Source organism: Streptomyces sp. S465, from assembly GCF_026898115.1.
Lineage (GTDB): Bacteria > Actinomycetota > Actinomycetes > Streptomycetales > Streptomycetaceae > Streptomyces > Streptomyces luomodiensis.
In genome coordinates, this window is sequence record NZ_CP114036.1 from 7,466,680 (window position 1) to 7,483,445 (window position 16,766).

The window sequence follows — 16,766 nt, forward strand, 5'->3', positions numbered from 1 at the left end:
GCCCCTTCAGGCGCAAGAGGTGCAGATAGCTCCCCATAGCCGCCTAGACATGGCTTTCCATCCATTGCAGGACCTTGTCCGGCATGCCGGGGTCATCGAGGAGGGCCCCGCCGTGGGCGCCGCTTCCGGCGACGGTCTCGACCGTGACGCCGTCGGCGGGCATGTCGTGACCCACCTCCTCGGCCTCCTCGAGATCGAGGGAGTGCTGGGCGGGGACGAAGTCGCCTTCGGAATGGATCAGGTACATGGGGGCGTCATCGGCGCCGGAGGCACGGTTCTTGACGACCATGTCCTTCCAGGTGTCCCAGCAGCTGGCGTGCACGGTGGCGTCGGTGTCGGTGGAGTCGGGGAAGCAGCGGGCCAGGATGGTCGCGTTGTCGCGGACCTTGCGCTGCTTGCCGGTGCTGGTGTCGTGGTTGCCGTCGTTCCAGGCTCGGTAGGGCGAGGCGACGGGGGAGAGTCCGACGACGCCCTTGACCCGGTCGCAAAGTACTGATGGCCGACGGATCCACCAAGGCCATCAAGGATGTCGATATCGGCGACAAGGTCCTGGCTACTGACCCTGAAACGGGAAAGACCAGAACCGAGACCGTCACTGCCGAGATCAAGGGCGAGGGGTCGAAGCACCTTGTCAGGGTCACCATCGACGTCGACGGGGAGAAGGGCAGCAAGACAGCCTCGGTGACGGCCACGGACGGGCATCCGTTCTGGGTACCGGAGTTGGGCGAGTGGGTCGAGGCCACAGACCTGAAGGCCGGGCAATGGCTGCGCACCAGCGCGGGCACCCGTGTCCAGGTTGGAGCGGTCAAACGGTGGGCGGCTCAGAAAGCCACGGTCTACAACCTCACCGTTGCGAGTGAGCACACCTACTATGTGCTGGCGGGGGTCACGCCGGTACTCGTTCACAACTGCAACCTGGGCGACTATGCCGACAGCGTCCGCAACGAACCTGGGGTGAAGTTTGCCTCCGAGTACACGTCTCCTTCAGGAGCGAAGTACTACGGCCGCAATAAGCATGGCCAGCAGGCGGAAGGGCCGTTGGCAGATGCGCTTGAACGGACAGGGCATCATGGAGGATGCGCAGAGGTGCACTGTCTCATTCAGGCCCAGGCGGCAGAGGGTCCCGAGGCCATCAGGGGTGGAACCATGCGAACCGTGAGGACGCGGAACAACTCCATGCCAACATCGAATACGGATGGGCATGGTGAACCGGCTCACCCCTGCGGCCGTTGTGGCCGACTGCTGGAAGACTTGGAGATCAACTGATGTCCCTGATTCGCTTCGACTCGCCTAGCGAGGATCTGCTTGGGGCGCTTGTTGCGTCCGGATGGAGCGCAGGCAGGAAGATTGACCCAGGTCAATGGGTCGTGCCGCTGGAGGGTGAAGGATACCGGTCCCATCCAATGGCAGAGGAAATCCTCGCGGCGGTGGGAGGGCTCTCAATCGAGCCGGTAAATCGAGTCGGCCCGAACTTCAGTAATGACGAGCCTTACAATTTCGATCCTATCGCCGCTGGATCAGGGCAGCGTGGTCTAGCAGCAGAGGTGGAGAGTGTTCTCGGTGGGAACTATTTCCCCATCGGTGAATGGCTCAGTTTTTCAAGCGTTTTCGTAGAAGCTGGGGGTAGGGTGGTTGCTGCTGGCATGGGTTGGATTTGGGAGCTTGGCTCCACCTTTGAGGACTCCCTAGAGTTGGCAGTCTGCGCGAATCGCCCACTGAAGTGTCTGCACTCCGATCCGGGACTCGATCCTTGGCCGAGACCTGATTCTCGTTAGTGAATCTCTGCCGCGTAGATCTTCGTGCCACGGGGCTTTTGGTCGGGTTGACGGCAGTAGTTGACGGCAACGGCGGCGGACACCCAGGTGTCCGCCGCCGTTGCTGTATGTCAGGGGTGGCCGAGGGCGCGGCCGAGGGAGTCGATGGCGTCTCGCTGGAGCCGGAGTCGGACGTGGGCGTAGACGGTGGCGGTGACGCCGATGTGGGCGTGGCCGAGGAGTTCCTTGATCATGACGAGTTCGACGCCTTGCTCCAGGAGCAGGGTGGCGGTGGAGTGGCGGAGGTCGTGGAGGCCGGCCCTGCGGAGGATCGTGGTGAAGGTGCGGGTGAGGTTGGTTCGGGTCGATCGGTCTGCCCTGCACTGTGGTGAACACGTGCGCGTCGTGCTGCCACGTGGTGCCCGCGGCCTCACGCTCGCGCTCCTGCTGTTCGTGGTGGAGCTTCAGGGACTGGAGACACCGCGTGGGGAGGGCGATGCGGCGTTCGGATGCCCGGGTCTTGGTTGGCAGTGTGGTGAGCCCGCCGGCGCTGGTGCGTTGGAGTGTGCGGCGGATGGCAGCGGTGCCCGCGTCGAGGTCGAGGCCTTCCCAGCGGAGGCCGAGGAGTTCGCCCTTGCGGAGTCCGGTGTGGAGGGCGAGTTCGAACAGGGCGTGCAGCCGGTGACCTACTGCGGATGTGAGGAGCTGGCGGGCTTCGTCGGCGGTGAGGGGTTCGAAGCGTCGGGGCCGTGGGGTGCCGGTGCGGACGTTACGGGCGACGGTGCGCGGGATCTCCTCCTCCCGGACGGCGTGTTCCAGGGCGGACTTGAGCACGGAGTGGATGTAGGTGAGCGTCAGCGGGGAGAGCAGCTTGCGGCAGCATTGCCCGACGGCACAGCAACGGGGCTCGTCACGGGCCGTATCGATACCACGCTCGCAGCACTGGCACCGCCCCGACACCAGGCCCTGCCGCTGCGGCACCCGCCACGAACCCACAGACCCCGTGCTGGGCACGCCCCTTGACCCGGGACTGGCGTGTGCGTATGGTGCGTGTCCCCCCTCGGACACATACTGATGGCCCACGGGTTTCGTGAGAGTGCTGGTCGAGTCTCATCTCGGCCAGCACTTTGTGTTTCCCGGAGTCGTAGGTGAGTCTCAGCCCCAGTTGCCGGTAGATCTCGGCGGGACATCCGGGCGCCCGCCCCCTTGGACGACGCGCGCAGCTCGGCTTCGGCCCTGGCTCGGCGCGCCTGGGTTCCGGTGTCCACTGGGTGACGAGGGTGGGGTCGGCGCCTGCTTCGAGAGCGGCGCGGTGGGTGGCCGGCTTGGCGTCGCAGTCGGCGATCGCCTTACGGGCAGCCGCAACGGTGGCGGTCTCCTGTCCGGGGGCCGCGGCGGTGGCCATGAGCAAGGGAGCGGCTCATCACCGGGGGCCGGAAGGGCGTCGGGGTGCAGTTCGGCGAGGAGCGCCGGCCCCCTGCTCCCGGGAGCGGTGGAGTAGGTGACGCATCGGGTGCGGGCGTCCATGCCCGGGACGTGATTCCGCAGATGGCTCTTTGCCATCTCCAGCAGCCTCTTCGGCCTCCTGAGCGCCGTGGCCGTTGCGCCGATACTCCAGTTTCGAGGGCCGATGACCCACCTGAAATCCCAGGTCGTTGCAGGTGCGAGCCAGTCACGAGCCATCGGTGAGCCACCTCGGCCGCGCTCCATCGCCCCGCACCGGCGAAGGGTGGGCGTAGGTCATCAGGACAGTGCGTGCCGCTTCGGCTGATTTCGCATCGTCACCCCCTGCCCTACCGTCGTACATCGCTGTGATGCACACCACACAGATTGCGTGAGGAACTCGCGTAATGACTCCGGGACCGCGCTCTCTCCCTGTCAGGCACCGCCGAAAGCCACGTGCGGACCGCACTACCGGGAGGGCTATCACTCATGGACGGTCAGATGAACCAGCGGACGGCACTGTTGCTACTGGCGGGCGGCGGCTCTGTATACGTCGCCTTCGAACATCCTTCCTTCGGCACCGCCCTCTTGGTCGGCGTCGGCGTGGTGACACTGCTGCACCTGTTGCTGAAGGACCACTGACCCGTGCCGCCGGTTGGGCTGATCCTCCGCAACGCCCCACAGAGTCCGCTGCGACAAGGTGGCCGAGCCGGCCAAGCCTGGCTGGGTGTTCCACAATCCTCAAGCTGGGTCCCGCCGTCCGCTACCGGCTCACCGAGCTCGGCCTGTCCCTCGAAACGCCGCTCTCCGTCCTGCGGGTCCGGGCCGAGACACACATGCCGTCGGCGATCTGCCGCATGGCCTCCGGTGTGGCCGAGCCGGCCTGCTTTCCGGCGATCGCGATGGCCGGGACCGTGATCCGCGAGAGCCTCACTGCCGCCGGCTGGGCCGTGCGCGTGCGCTACGCACGCGCACGCCGGGACCGGGTTGAGGGGTTACTAGTAACATTACAGAACTACTTGCGATTCAAAACTACCACCGGGTTCGCCGGGGAGGAGAAGCCGTGTCCGACCACAGCAGCCACGTCAGCTACCAGCACGGGCAGGAGTTCCTGGCCGCGATCTCCGAGCGCTGGAACTACCAGATCCTGCGGGAGGTGTTCTTCGGTGTCGGCCGGTTCGGCGAACTCAAGCGGACCCTGGGCATCTCGGCGAACATCCTCACGGCGCGGCTCAATAGCCTGACCGAGCTGGGCCTGCTCGCCAAGCGCGCCTACCGCCCGGACAAGCCGTGGTACGAGTACGAGCTCACCGACAGCGCCCGCGAACTCGTGGTCCCCGCCATTGCGGCCATCACGCGCTGGGCCGAGACCCAGACCGCGGACGGCGACATCACACGGTATCCGCTGATGCACACGACGTGCGGGAACCCGACTAATCCGTACCTCGCGTGCAGCAGTTGCCATGAGCCGGTCGAGGCTTCGACCCTGCGGCCGGTCTCCGCCGAGGAAAGCGGCGGCGCCGGTCAGGGGTAGGGGGTGAGGCCGGTCCGTGGTCCCGCCGGCCCCGGGCTGGATGCGAGGGCGCCTGGTAGCGTTTTGAAACTAGTAGCGTTATGCTACTAGTGCAGTTTGAACGTCTCCGCGTCCGCGGAAAGGCCCGATCATGACCACGAACTGGCTGGAAGGAACCACCGAGAAGCTGATCCCCACCTCGCTCGGCCTGATCAATGTGCGCGTCGGCGGCCGTTCCGACGGCCCCGCCATGGTGTTCTGGCCCAGCCTGATGATGGACTCGACCATGTGGCGGTACCAGTACGAGCACTTCGCCCCGACCCACCGCGTGGTGCTGATCGACAGCCCCGGACACGGCAAGTCCGACGCGCTGCGCAAGATCATTGATCTCGAGGACTGCTCGGACGCGCTCGTCGAGATCCTCGACGCGCTCGACATCGACAAGTGCGTCCTGGTGGGCAACAGCTGGGGCGGCATGCTCGCCGGGGTCTTCCCGGCCTACTACCCGGAGCGGACCGCGGCGGCGATCGGCATCAACTGCACCGCCTCCCTGCCCACGATGTTCGAGAGCATCTGGGCCACCGCGCTGTCCGCGTTCCTCTCGCTGCACGCGAAGATGCCGCCGCTGGCCGCCAAGGCCGCGCGCGGCGCGTTCGCCGGGCCGACCGCCGAGGCCACCAACCCCGAATTCGTCGAGTTCACCAAGTTCGTCCTGCGGGACGACCCGAAGTCGGTCGCGTGGGCGCTGCGCAGCATCCTCATCGGCCGCAAGGGCGAGCACCGCCGCCTGAGCACCATCAAGGACGTGCCCGTCCTGATCATCGCCGGTGAGGAGGACAGCCAGTTCCCCGTCCACGTGGTGCGGAAGATGGCCGACGCCATCGAGGGCAGCACCTTCCGGGTGCTTCAGCACACCGCGCACCTCGCCGCCCGCGAGAACCCCGAAGGCGTCAACGCCGAGATCGACGCCTTCCTCGCGGACCTGCCCGCCGCGGCCTGATCAGGAGGCCATCACCATGACAGGCATAACAGGCACCGCACACGCGACGGCCGTGCCCGACTGGGTCCTGAAGTTCATGGACGCCATCGACACCCTGGAGTTCGATGAAGGATTCGCGCCGCTGACCGAGGACACCGACATGTTCTTCGGTACCGCGCACATCCACGGCGTCGAGGCCATCAAGGCGTTCTTCGTGAAGATCGACGCACCGCTGATCATCACCCATGAGGTCCTGGAGTACTGGACTGCGGACGACGGCGTCCGCCTGCTGCGCGGCGAGGCGGTCATGGCCAAGAAGAGCGCACCGGACCAGGTGGTGCGCGCTCCGTTCACGCACATCTTCTCTCTCGACCGGGAAGAGCCGGTCCGCGTCCGGACACTCCGTATCACCGCGGGCCCGCTTCAGACCGACTCCGTGATGTAACCCTGGAGTACGGTCTGCTCCGCCCCTGCTGCGGCCCGCTCGTGCTGGTTGAGGTCGGCGCGGGCGAGGCCTCCAGCCCGGCGAAACTCGCCCGGGGGTGAAGGACTCCAGCCATGCTGGGTCGGCGTCGTGCGGGCCTTGAGCACAGAGCCGGTCGGCCCGCACGACCGCCGTGACCTCCCTGCCCACACGGAGAACGGTCAGGCTGTGAGGTCAACGTCTCCGGCGGCCAGTGCTCTGGTGGGACGGTTCACCGGGCGGGCGGCGGACGCAACCGGGATCGCGGCACAGGCGGGACGGTTCGCGCTGGGCGTCGCGGTCGGCCGCGACCCGGGCGAGTGCCTGGTGGTCGCCGACGAGGCGCAGGTCGAGGCTGCCGTCACGCACATCGCCGAAGAGCTCTGAGCACCGACGATCCTCGTGAACAACACGGGTGTGCGGGTGGTCGGTCCTGAAGCGCGCAGCTGTCCCGACTCGACGCGTTCGACGAGCCACCGCAGGTGCGCATCGAGGTGGTGCGCCCAGCCGGTGGGATCACGGTGGACGTAGCTGACGACAAAGTGCGGCATGGCATGCCCTTCCCCGGGGTCTCGGCGGTTCGCGCGGCCGCCCGGCAGATGTGTCAGCATGCTTGCATGCAGCTTCGCATGCTTATATTGTAGCAGCATGCTTACGGATGGGCGAATTCCATGTTTCCTTATGCGGATTCCGACCCGGCATGGTTTCCGGTCCGTCCCCAGCGGCATCGTGGCAATCCCTCGCGTGACGCACACAGCAGGTCTGTCGGCATGGCATCCCATCGGTTGCGCCGGCTCGATGCGGTCCTCCCCAGCAAGGCGTCCACCCCCTCCCGCTCATCCGATCGCCACCTGACGCGGCGGACCCTCATCCCGAACCTCAATGGAGAGGTGTGTCATGGCCCATCCAGCAGACATCCCGGCCGGAACGTTGAGACGTACGACGCTTGCGGCGGCGGTCGGTAATACGGTGGAGACGTACGACTACGCGGTCTACGGCTTCCTCGCCACCGTGCTGGCGAAGGTCTTCTTCCCGGCCTCGAGCCCTACGACTGCGCTGCTGTCGTCGTTCGCGGTGTTCGGTTCAGCCTTCCTCGCCCGCCCGGCGGGTTCCCTGGTCTTCGGGCCGCTCGCCGACCGGCTGGGCCGCCGGCCTGCCCTGGTCGCCTCGCTACTGCTGATGGCAACAGTCAGCACACTGATCGGCGTGCTGCCGTCGACGGTGACCATCGGAATCGCCGCGCCCGTCCTGCTCGTGCTGCTGCGGTTCGCCCAGGGGCTGGCGGCCGGCGGCGAGTTCACGACCGCGATCATCTATGTCGCCGAGTTCGCCCCGCCACACCGGCGCGGGGCATTGTCGAGCCGCGTACAAGTGGGCAGTCTCGCTGGATTGCTCATCGGCGCTGTCGTCGTGCTCTTCCTCAACGCGGAGCTGACACGTGAGCAGATGCTCGCATGGGGCTGGCGGGTGCCGTTCCTGCTCGCGCTGCCTCTCGGCGCAATCGGCCTCTACCTGCGCAGCCGGTTCGGCGAGACCCCGGAGTTCCTCGCTGCGCGTAGCGAAACGTCCGCGCAGGACGCCAATGTCAACGACCTGTGGGCCCGCGTTTTGCTGCTCGTGCGGGTGTCCGTACTGCACGTCATCGGCTTCTACATGACGTACACCTACGTCCAGAGTTACCTCATCCAGCTGGGTCTGTCCCCGTTCACCGCCACCTCGGTCATCGCCTTCGCGCTGCTGATCGGCCTGTTCCTGGTGATCGCGGGTGGCCGGGTGTCTGACCGGAAGGGCCGGCCCATAGCGCTGCTGGCGACCTCACTCACCGTGCTCCTTGTCACGTATCCGCTGTTCGCTGTGCTGTCCACCGCTCCTCCGCTGTGGCTCGTGATCCTCTGCACCGTGCTGCTGTCAGCCGGTCCGGCCTTCTACTCGGGCATCGCGCCGATCACTTACGTCCAACTCATCCCAGTCCGGATGCGCGGCAGGACCGTTTCGGTGTCCTACAACATCGCCGTGGCCGCACTGGGCGGCTCCGCGGTCTTCATCTGCCAGGCCCTGATCGAGCTGACCGGTGACAAGCGCTCCCCTGCCTACTTGCTGCTGGCCGCGGCCGCCGCTAGCGCAATCGCCGCGTTCGCGCTCACCCGCCGGGCCACCCAGCACGCCCAGCCCTCTCCCTCGCCCGTGTCCCTGTCCGCGGAGGCCGGTTCATGACGACTTTGACCCTGCCCGACGCCCGCGCACTCGTCGTGGCCGCGATGACCGCGTGCGGTCATTCAGCCGAGGCCGCCGAGACCATTGCGGACCACTTGCTCGACTGCGAACTGCGCGGTCTGTCCTTCGGAGGGCTCGCCCGCGCGCTGTCCATAGTGGAGCGCATTCGCGCAACGGACGTGCCGCCGCAGCCGATCCGGGTCGTCGCCGAGACGCCGGTGTCGGCCACCGTGGACGGCGGCGACCAGGTGGGCTACCTGGTCGGCATGCGCACGCTGCAGCTGGCCATGGCGAAGGCCCGCGCACAGGGAATCGCCATCGTCGGCGCACGCAACACGTGGTACACGGGGATGTTCTCGTACTACTTGGAGAAAGCCGCGAAAGCCGGACTCGCCGGAGTGATCGCAGGCAGCGCGCCAGCGCTCGTGGCCCCGCACGGCGGCACCGAAGCCCGCTTCGGCACCAACCCGATCGCCTTCGGTTTCCCTGCCACCACGACTCCGATCATCTGGGACATCGGCACCTCCGCCGTGATGTACGGGGAGGTGAAGCTGAAGGCTCGACTCGGGGAGAAACTGGCCCCCGGCCAGGCCTACGACGCCGCCGGGGCTCCGACACTCGACCCGGCCGCCGCGCTCGAGGGCGCGTTCGGCGTGTGGGGCGGCCACAAGGGCTCCGGGCTCGCTCTGGTCGTCCAGCTGCTCGGCATGATGACCGGCGCGGCCGCCGACCCGCCCGGTGTTTCGGACTGCGGCTTGTTCGTCGTGCTGTTCGATCCCGGCGCACTCACCGACGCGGGCGACTACCAACGGCGGGTCGCGGCGTTTGCCGAGATGGTCCGCGCAACCCGTCCCGTCGAGGGCGGCAGGCCGGTCCGGGTGCCGTTCGACCGCTCGGTGGCCTGCCGGGACGGGACGCTGCGTCGCGGCACTGTCGATGTGCCCGAAGTGGTGGTCGCGGCCCTGCGGCAGGAGGCCGGTCGTGCCTGAAGGCCCCGACGCCTTCGCGATCGAGCCATCTCCGTCGGGCCGGCTCCTGTGCGGCGGATGCGCTCCACACGACTCCCGTCGTCCGGGCGTCGAGATCGCCGACGCGCAGGACGACAAGGTGCGGTTCGACGTCATCTGCCCACCGTTCTGGCACGGCGGGCCCGGCGTCGCGCACGGCGGCTGGAAGGCCGCGGTCTTCGACGATGTGCTCAGTGTTGTCGCACTGCGGGTCGAACCGCGGCTGGTGACCACGTCGCTGTCGATCTCCTGCCCCCGCCCGGTCCCGGTCGAGCGACCCGCCGAGGTCCTGGCGCGGATCGACCGGCACGCCGGCAGGCAGTGGAAGGTCTCCGCCGACACGACGCTCATCGGCACGGTGTCGGCCATCGCCCGGACCGAGCTGCGGACACGCCACCCGCATCACGTCGCCCGGCACGAGGCATGGCTCGCCCGCCAACCGATGTCCCCCAACGGATCTCACGCAGAAAGCTGAGGACACCATGGTCGAATTCTTCACCGGGCTGCAGCCCCTTCAGGCCGGCGAGACCGACCCCGACCGAATGATCTCCAGGATCCGGGAACTGGACCGCTCGGAGGCCATCGACCGGGTCCTTGTCGGGTACTCCTCCACCTGGCCGCACAACCACGCCACAGCGCCCTTCGCGCTGGCGCTGTCAGAGAAGTTCTCGCCGATCGTCGCGCACCGCCCCGGCGTCATGGCGCCGGTAGCAGCCGCGCGCTACTTCGCCACCCTCGATGTGCTGGCCCGCGGCAGGCTCGCCATCAATGTGGTCGTCGGTGGCTCCGACAAGGATGTCCGCCGTGAATCGGATGACCTGCCCAAGGCCGGACGCTACCGGCGGGCGGTGGAGTACCTCGACATCATCCGCCGCGCCTGGACCGAAACCGCGCCCTTCGACCACCATGGCGAGTACTACACGGCCGAGGCGGTGAAGCTGCAGACCAAGCCGGTGCAGGGGCAGGTGCCGATCTTCATGGGTGGCGAGAGCGCCGACGCCGTGGACTTCGGCGCCCGCCACGCCGACCTGTACATGCTCTGGGGGGAACCGTTCGCCGGCACGAAGGAGCGCATCGAGCGGGTCTCGGCGGCAGCCGAGCGTTACCACCGCTCGATGCGGTTCTCGCTGAGCCTGCGCCTCTTCATGGGGGACACCGACGACGACGCGTGGGCCAAGGCTCGTGCTGTGGAGCGGCAGATCGCGGAGGCCGCTGGAACTCCGACCTTCTTGCGGTCGTCGTCCACCGACACCTCCGTGGGGCGGCAACGGGCGCTCGCGCTCACGGCGGAGGAGCTGCATGACGACTGCTTCTGGACCGGGCTGACAAAGCTCCTGGGTGGCTTCGCCAACTCCCAGGCGCTCGTCGGCACCGAGGAGCGCATCCTGGACACCCTCGGCAGGTACCGGGAGCTCGGAGTCGACGCGTTTCTCGTGACGACCGGCGCCGAAGCGGCCTGGGACCCGTCGTTGGAGGGCTTCCTGGCTCGTGCGAAGAAGGAACTGGCATGACGGTGACCACCGCCGCGGACAATGGAGCCCGGGGCCTTGAGGGTTTCTCCGATCTCGCCGACGGCACGGTCGGCGGTCTCATCGCTGCCCGCGCCGCAGAGCATCCGGACAGGCTCGCGCTTGTCTTCGAAGGCACCGAACTGACCTACGGCGCACTCGACTCGGCCGTCACCGACGTGGCGCGCGGTCTTATGTCAGTAGCCGCCACACCGGGCAGCTCGGTTGGGATCTTCCTGCCCAACCAGCCCGAATACCTGATCGCCTGGCTCGGAGCGGCCCGCGCAGGCCTCGTCGAGGTCCCGATCAACACCGCCTACAAGGGCCCATTCCTCGACCACGCGCTCCGCGGCACCGGCGTGCGCGTATTGGTCACCAATGCGGCCTTGCTGGAACTCGTCGCCGACCTGCCGGAAGTACCGCACACGCTCGAGACCGTCGTGCTGGTCGACGGCGACCGGCACCGCCGCATCCCGCCCGGGGTAGCGGTACAGACGTGGAGCGACCTGCTCGCGGCCGGTGACCCGGCGACAGAGCTCCCCCGCGTCGCCCCGCAGGACCCGGTCGCGATCATGCTCACCTCCGGCACCACCGGGCGGAGCAAGGGCGTGGTGCAACCGCACCTGATGCAGGTGGTCGCCGGGCGCGAGTGCGCGGTGCAGATGGCCACGACCGTCGATGAGAGGCTCTACACCTGCCTACCGCTGTTCCACGGCGCCGCGCAGATCAACATATCCATGCACGCCTTCTACGCGGGCACGACCGTGGTCCTCGGCCGTCGGTTCAGCGCCAGCAGGTTCTGGGACGAGCTGCGCACCCACCGGGTTACCCAGTGCAATGCGCTCGGCTCCATCCTGCCGATGCTCCTCGCGCAGCCCCCGTCCGACCGCGACCGCGACCACCAGCTGACGAAGGTGTTCGCCGCGCCCGCCCCGCCCCAAGCGCTGTATCCGTTCGAGGAGCGCTTCGGCGTGCACGTCGTAGAGGGCTACGGGCTCACCGAGATCAAGAACGTTCTCTACAACCCGATCGGAGCCCGGAAGGTCGGCTCGCTGGGCCTGCCCACCGAATCGTCCGTTCTGGAGATCCACGACGAGTCCGGGAACCGTGCCGCGCCCGGCCAGGCCGGGGAGATCGTGTACCGGCCTCGCCTGCCGAACATCATGTTCTCCGGCTACCACGACGATCCCGAGGCGACGCTCGCGACCATGAAGGACCTGTGGTGGCACACGGGTGACCTGGGCTACACCGACGAAGACGGCTACTTCTACTTCATCGACCGCAAGAAGCACGCACTGCGCCGCCGCGGCGAAAACATCTCCTCACACGAGGTGGAGTCGGTGCTGCTTGCCTACCCCGGCGTCGTGGCCGCTGCTGCCATAGGCACGCCGTCGGAGCTGGGCGAGGACGAGGTCCTCGCCGTCGTGCAGCTCGAACCCGGCTGCAAGCTGGAACGTGCGGAACTGTTCGCTCACTGCGACCGGTCGATGCCGCACTTCATGGTCCCCCGTTACTACCGCATCGTCGACCGGCTCCCGGTCACCCCGAACGGCAAGGTACGCAAGCACCAGTTGCGTGACCAGGGCCGCGCTGATGCCTGGGATGCGCTCGCCGCCGGGCTCAAACCCACCCGCCACGCCTGAGGAACCACATGTCCCTGCCCGATGCGGTACGCATCCGCGAGATCGCGCCCCGGTTGACCTTCCAAGACCATGTCGTCCCGACCGAAGTAAAGATCGAACTCGTTGGGCGGCTCATCGACGCCGGCGTCCGCGCGTTCGAGCTGTCCTCCTTCGTCCGGCCCGATCTCATACCGGGCCTCGCCGACGCCGAGGAGGTGTTCGCCCGGGTGCCGCGGGTGCCCGGCCTCAGCCTCGGCTGCTGTGTCGGCAATACGCGCGGGCTCGCTCGCGCGGTCGGCGCGGGGGCCGACACGGCGTATTTCCTGCTCTCCGCTGACGAGGAATTCGCTCGCGCCAACACCGGACGGTCCACCACGGACTCGTTGCGTGAACTGGAGCGCATGGCCACGTTCGCCGCGGACCGGAACATCGTGCTCGGCACCTACGTCATCTTCGCCTGGGGTGGGCCGACCGGCCCCGCCCGCAGCGGCGAGGACCTCGAACCGCTGGCCCGGCGGCTCCTCGACATCGGGGTGGACCATTGGATCCTCGCCGATTCATCCGGCTACGCCGCGCCGCCCCAGATCCGCGAACTCCTCACCGCCGCGCTCCGGCACGTACCGCCGTCGAATCTGACCGTGCAGATCCACGACGGCCGCGGCATGGGCCTTGCCGGCCTGCTCCCACTCCTCGAACTCGGTGTCCACGCCATCGACACCTCCCTTGCCGGCAGCGGCGGCCACCCGGCGATGCCCGGCACCCAAGGCGGCGGCCTGTGCACCGAGGACGCCGTGCAACTGCTCCAATTGTGCGGGGTGGAAACCGGTATCGACCTGCCCCGCCTCATCGATACAGCGAATTGGCTCACCAGCGAGGTCGGCGTTCCCGGTAAGGGGTTTGTCCGGCATACCGGTTGCGTACCGAGCACTGCCCAGCCCGGTGAACCACTCGCCTTCACCTGGCGATAGCAACCAAGAGCTGCTGTCTCGTGCACCACAGCCGCCCCGACCAACAAGGCTTGGGATCCGCGCTTCGGTGCCTTCCACCATCAGTCCAGTACGGCTTGCGTACCGCAAGCGAGATCAGCCGCTGAGTACCGCTTCAGCGCTATGGATCAAGGAGGACCAGTGACGAAAACCCGTAGGCCCACGATCGTCGTAGCCGGCGCAGGGCTGACCGGGCTCTGTGCGGCGGTCTCCGCCCGAGAGGCCGGCGCCCGCGTTGTGCTGCTGGAAAAGGGCAGCCGTGAGGACGTCGGCGGGAACGCCGCCTTTTCCGGCGGGTTGTTTCTCTTCTGCTATGACGGGCCGGACGATCTGACGTCGATTACGGAAGAATTCGAGCCGGGCATGAAAGCCGACCGGATCGAGGCACCGCCCTACACCCGCCAGGCCTACGCAGCCGAGCTGATGGCGATGAGCGACGGCCGAGCCGAACCCCGACTGGTCAACGCGCTGGCAGAACGGTCGTTGGCCACGGTCCGCTGGCTGGCCGCGAAAGGCGTCCGCTTCACATTCAACCGCACCCTGGGGGCCGAGGTCCGCGACGGCGTCCTGAACATCCCACCCGGCCAGGTGCTGACGTGCACCGGCGAGGGAATGTCACGCGGGTTCGAGGTGATCCGTCCCTTGCTTGCGCACGCCGAGCGGGTCGGCGTGGAGATCCGCTGGTCCACACCACTGGCGGAGGTGCTGCGCAGCGACGGCCGGGTTACGGGCGTCGCGATCGGCGACGGCGGCCAGACCGTGCCCGCCGACGCCGTGGTGATCGCCACCGGCGGCTTCCAGGCCGACCGCGCACTACGCCGCGAGTATCTGGGTCCGCAGTGGGAGTCGGTGCGTCTGCGCGGCACCCGCCTGGCCACGGGCGACGGGATCCAGGCAGCACTTCGCGCCGGCGCGGACAAGGCCGGTACCTGGTCGAGCTGCCATTCGGCCGCAGTCGACCCGACCATGCCCTCACCGGGGTCCAGCGAGGCCTCACCACCGTTCCCACTGCACGGCTTCTGGCTCGGCGTACTCATCAACCGCGACGGCGAGCGGTTCGTCGACGAGGGCCCCGGCCCGTGGGTCAAGAACTACTCGAGGATGGGCAAGGCGATCATGCGGCAGCCCGGGTGCGAGGCCTTCGAGATCTTCGATCAGCGGACCGCGGCCCGAGTGGCCGATGAGTTCGCCGGCGCGGCGGTGCCCCTCGTCGCGCACACTGTCCCGGAGCTCGCCGAGCGGATCGGGGTGCCCGTCGACCGGCTGACGCACACGCTCGAGACGTTCAACAACGCGTGCCCACCCGGCAACGACATAAGTGAAGATTGCGGTACGGACGGCATTACGCCACCTAAGTCCCGCTGGGCTACGCCCCTCGACCGGCCACCGTTCGTCGCTTATCGCGCCACCGCGGGGCTCACCTTCACGTTCGGCGGTATCCGGATCGACCCGGACGGCCGGGCTCTTGGAACGGACGGGGCACCGGTGACCGGCCTGTACGCGGCCGGCGAGGCTATCGGTGGTCTGTTCTACGGCGACTATCCCGGTGGCGCCGCCCTCATGCGCGCCGCGGTCTTCGGCCGCGCGGCCGGACACACTGCCGCGACCGAAACCAGGCCGACTCCTCACCTGGCCTGAAGAGCGCGGAGCAGGCCGGAAAGGGACGCACTGCGGTCGAGCTCGTCGATCCGATCCGCGATCGCCTGGCTGCCTGCCCGTCCGTAGATCGGGTCGGCAGCCAGGTGGAATCGCGCGATGACCTCTTCAGTGGTCATCGACGCGAACGTGTCCTGCTCGGCGACGAGCGTGCGCCCGTCGTCGAGCAGGACACGAACGCTCGAGCCATTGCGGGCCGGAAACGCCGCCGTCAGGCCCGGATCCTCGACGAGCCGCGAACGCGCGGCGAGCCGGTTCACCTCGGTATCGCGGGGGTCTTGCCAGTTCCGGTCGAAGATCCCACCGGCGACGAGCACGGATCCCACACTGAACTGCACGCTCAGCGAGCCGGCCAACACGTCGGCGATGGGCCCGGCGTTGTCACAGCCCGGATAGCGCACCGCTTGCTCCGGGAGTGTGATGAGGACGGAGTCGATGCGCCGCGGATCCGGGCGGTGACGCTGGACAATGTCCTGGGCGAGCTGACAGGGACCTTGCACGTAGATGCACGCTGGGGCTGGTTTGTGCACGATGTCGCGGATAGCGAATCGGGTGCCGAGGCGGTCGGTGAGGTGGTGCGCACGGTGCCCGGCCTTGAATGCTGCCAGCAGACCCGCGTCGCCATCGAGACCGCCAACCGCGGCGGTCAACCCGTGCCGTGCCAGCAAGGCTGATTCGACCCCGGCGCGTGCGGCCACCGCCGAGTGCAGCACGTGCTCGGGAGTGCCCGACCGCGCCCACTGGTTGAGACCGAACGAGGCGTTGGCGGCCATGCTCAACGCCGCCCGGGTGGCCTCCCGTCCGAGAGCCAGCAGATGAGCGCACGCCACAGCGGCCGCCACAGGCCCGATCAGGCCGGTCGGCCGGAAGATCGTGGCCACCTCGGGCGTGATCAGCGCGGAGCCCAGCCGGCACATCACCTCATAGCCGACCACCAGCGCGGACAAGAGACGCCCGCCAGGCACATCGACATGCTCGGACAGCGCTAGCAGTGCCGGAACGACCACCATGCCAGGATGCGACGAGCTCTCGATGTGAGTATCCGTGCGACCCGTCGCCGCTGCGGCCACGCTGGCGAGATAGGCCGCCATCGGCGCCGAGGCGCGAACCGACGCCCCGGGAACGACGGAACCACAACCGTGTGTCCCGGGTTCCCCCAGTGCCTTCAGCGCGATCCGCGCCTCGCGCGAGGCATCGAACATGAGCGCCGCGGACAGAAAGTCCACGAGACACACCTTGGCCTTGTCGACGACATCGGCTGGGAATTGTTCCACCGAAGCCTGGGCACAGAAGGCCGACACTTCGTCGGCGATATGGCGACTCATCACACGCCCTCTCCACTCCGCCCTGCTGTCACGCACTGCTCAAATGATCCAAAAACGACAGGCGCGTATAAGCATGCTTATGCTAGGAACGCATGCTTACCCGGTCAACCCACAGGGCCGGACGGGAGCACCCCGAACTCACCGAGCCCACCTCGGGCTCCGTACCGTGCTGCGGGGACGGCGAGTCATTGGGCGAGGAGGCGGGTCACGGTCGCGCGGGCGGCCCTGGTCGGTGAGGCGACGGTCCGCGAGGGCGTGGCCGAATTGGATGCCGGCGAAGAGCCTCTGGGGCGGGT

15 protein-coding genes and 2 pseudogenes are annotated in these 16,766 nt (G+C 67.8%); 14 read left to right on the top strand and 3 right to left on the bottom strand.

Annotated features, from left to right (window positions below):
- Positions 1-43: 43 nt before the first annotated feature.
- Positions 44-322, bottom strand: a complete 279-nt coding sequence (locus N6H00_RS31625) for a hypothetical protein (RefSeq protein WP_268975243.1) — start codon at positions 320-322, stop codon at positions 44-46.
- Positions 323-477: 155 nt separating this feature from the next.
- Here N6H00_RS31625 and N6H00_RS40620 point away from each other — a divergent pair.
- Both N6H00_RS40620 and N6H00_RS40625 read left to right on the top strand, forming a co-directional pair.
- Positions 478-1,266, top strand: a pseudogene (locus N6H00_RS40620) (polymorphic toxin-type HINT domain-containing protein); the annotation flags it as partial.
- Positions 1,266-1,775, top strand: coding sequence for an SUKH-3 domain-containing protein (locus tag N6H00_RS40625; RefSeq protein WP_443073096.1), 510 nt, complete (start codon positions 1,266-1,268; stop codon positions 1,773-1,775). The pseudogene N6H00_RS40620 and the gene N6H00_RS40625, both read left to right, overlap by 1 nt.
- Positions 1,776-1,885: 110 nt before the next feature.
- On the opposite strand, the pseudogene N6H00_RS31635 reads toward N6H00_RS40625, so the two are convergent.
- Positions 1,886-2,702, bottom strand: a pseudogene (locus N6H00_RS31635) (tyrosine-type recombinase/integrase); the annotation flags it as partial.
- Between the two features lie 984 nt (positions 2,703-3,686).
- On the opposite strand from N6H00_RS31635, the gene N6H00_RS31640 reads away from it, so the two are divergent.
- From N6H00_RS31640 to tcuA, 12 genes are all read left to right on the top strand, one after another.
- The gene (locus N6H00_RS31640) at positions 3,687-3,839 is read left to right on the top strand and encodes a hypothetical protein (RefSeq protein WP_268975244.1); all 153 of its coding nucleotides are present in this window, start codon (positions 3,687-3,689) and stop codon (positions 3,837-3,839) included.
- A gap of 421 nt (positions 3,840-4,260) precedes the next feature.
- Positions 4,261-4,731 carry a winged helix-turn-helix transcriptional regulator gene (locus N6H00_RS31650; protein ID WP_268975245.1) on the top strand — a complete coding sequence of 157 codons (471 nt, stop codon included), beginning with the start codon at positions 4,261-4,263 and terminating at the stop codon, positions 4,729-4,731.
- Positions 4,732-4,861: 130 nt separating this feature from the next.
- Positions 4,862-5,710 (top strand): alpha/beta fold hydrolase, encoded by an 849-nt coding sequence (locus tag N6H00_RS31655; RefSeq protein WP_268975246.1) that lies wholly within the window; start codon positions 4,862-4,864, stop codon positions 5,708-5,710.
- 16 nt (positions 5,711-5,726) lie between these two features.
- Positions 5,727-6,134, top strand: a complete 408-nt coding sequence (locus N6H00_RS31660) for a nuclear transport factor 2 family protein (protein ID WP_268975247.1) — start codon at positions 5,727-5,729, stop codon at positions 6,132-6,134.
- Positions 6,135-6,341: 207 nt separating this feature from the next.
- Positions 6,342-6,539, top strand: a complete 198-nt coding sequence (locus N6H00_RS31665; protein WP_268975248.1) for a hypothetical protein — start codon at positions 6,342-6,344, stop codon at positions 6,537-6,539.
- 510 nt (positions 6,540-7,049) lie between these two features.
- On the top strand, positions 7,050-8,366 hold the full coding sequence (locus tag N6H00_RS31670; protein WP_268975249.1) for an MFS transporter: 1,317 nt from the start codon (positions 7,050-7,052) through the stop codon (positions 8,364-8,366).
- Entirely contained in the window at positions 8,363-9,355 is a 993-nt protein-coding gene (locus tag N6H00_RS31675; RefSeq protein ID WP_268975250.1) for an Ldh family oxidoreductase, read from the top strand. Before N6H00_RS31670 ends, N6H00_RS31675 begins: the two co-directional genes overlap by 4 nt.
- Complete coding sequence (locus tag N6H00_RS31680; protein ID WP_268975251.1) at positions 9,348-9,848, top strand: PaaI family thioesterase; 501 nt, start codon at positions 9,348-9,350, stop codon at positions 9,846-9,848. The genes N6H00_RS31675 and N6H00_RS31680 overlap by 8 nt, the downstream gene beginning before the upstream one ends.
- 7 nt (positions 9,849-9,855) lie before the next feature.
- The gene (locus tag N6H00_RS31685; RefSeq protein ID WP_268975252.1) at positions 9,856-10,884 is read left to right on the top strand and encodes an LLM class flavin-dependent oxidoreductase; all 1,029 of its coding nucleotides are present in this window, start codon (positions 9,856-9,858) and stop codon (positions 10,882-10,884) included.
- A complete protein-coding gene (locus tag N6H00_RS31690) occupies positions 10,881-12,524 on the top strand; it encodes an AMP-binding protein (protein ID WP_268975253.1) in 1,644 nt (547 codons plus the stop codon). Before N6H00_RS31685 ends, N6H00_RS31690 begins: the two co-directional genes overlap by 4 nt.
- A gap of 8 nt (positions 12,525-12,532) precedes the next feature.
- Positions 12,533-13,471, top strand: coding sequence for a pyruvate carboxyltransferase (locus N6H00_RS31695; protein ID WP_268975254.1), 939 nt, complete (start codon positions 12,533-12,535; stop codon positions 13,469-13,471).
- A 159-nt stretch (positions 13,472-13,630) separates the two neighbouring features.
- Complete coding sequence (gene tcuA / locus N6H00_RS31700; protein WP_268975255.1) at positions 13,631-15,127, top strand: FAD-dependent tricarballylate dehydrogenase TcuA; 1,497 nt, start codon at positions 13,631-13,633, stop codon at positions 15,125-15,127.
- Here tcuA and N6H00_RS31705 read toward each other — a convergent pair.
- The gene (locus N6H00_RS31705; protein ID WP_268975256.1) at positions 15,115-16,470 is read right to left on the bottom strand and encodes an MmgE/PrpD family protein; all 1,356 of its coding nucleotides are present in this window, start codon (positions 16,468-16,470) and stop codon (positions 15,115-15,117) included. The two genes, tcuA and N6H00_RS31705, sit on opposite strands and share 13 nt — an antisense overlap.
- Positions 16,471-16,766 lie beyond the last annotated feature (296 nt).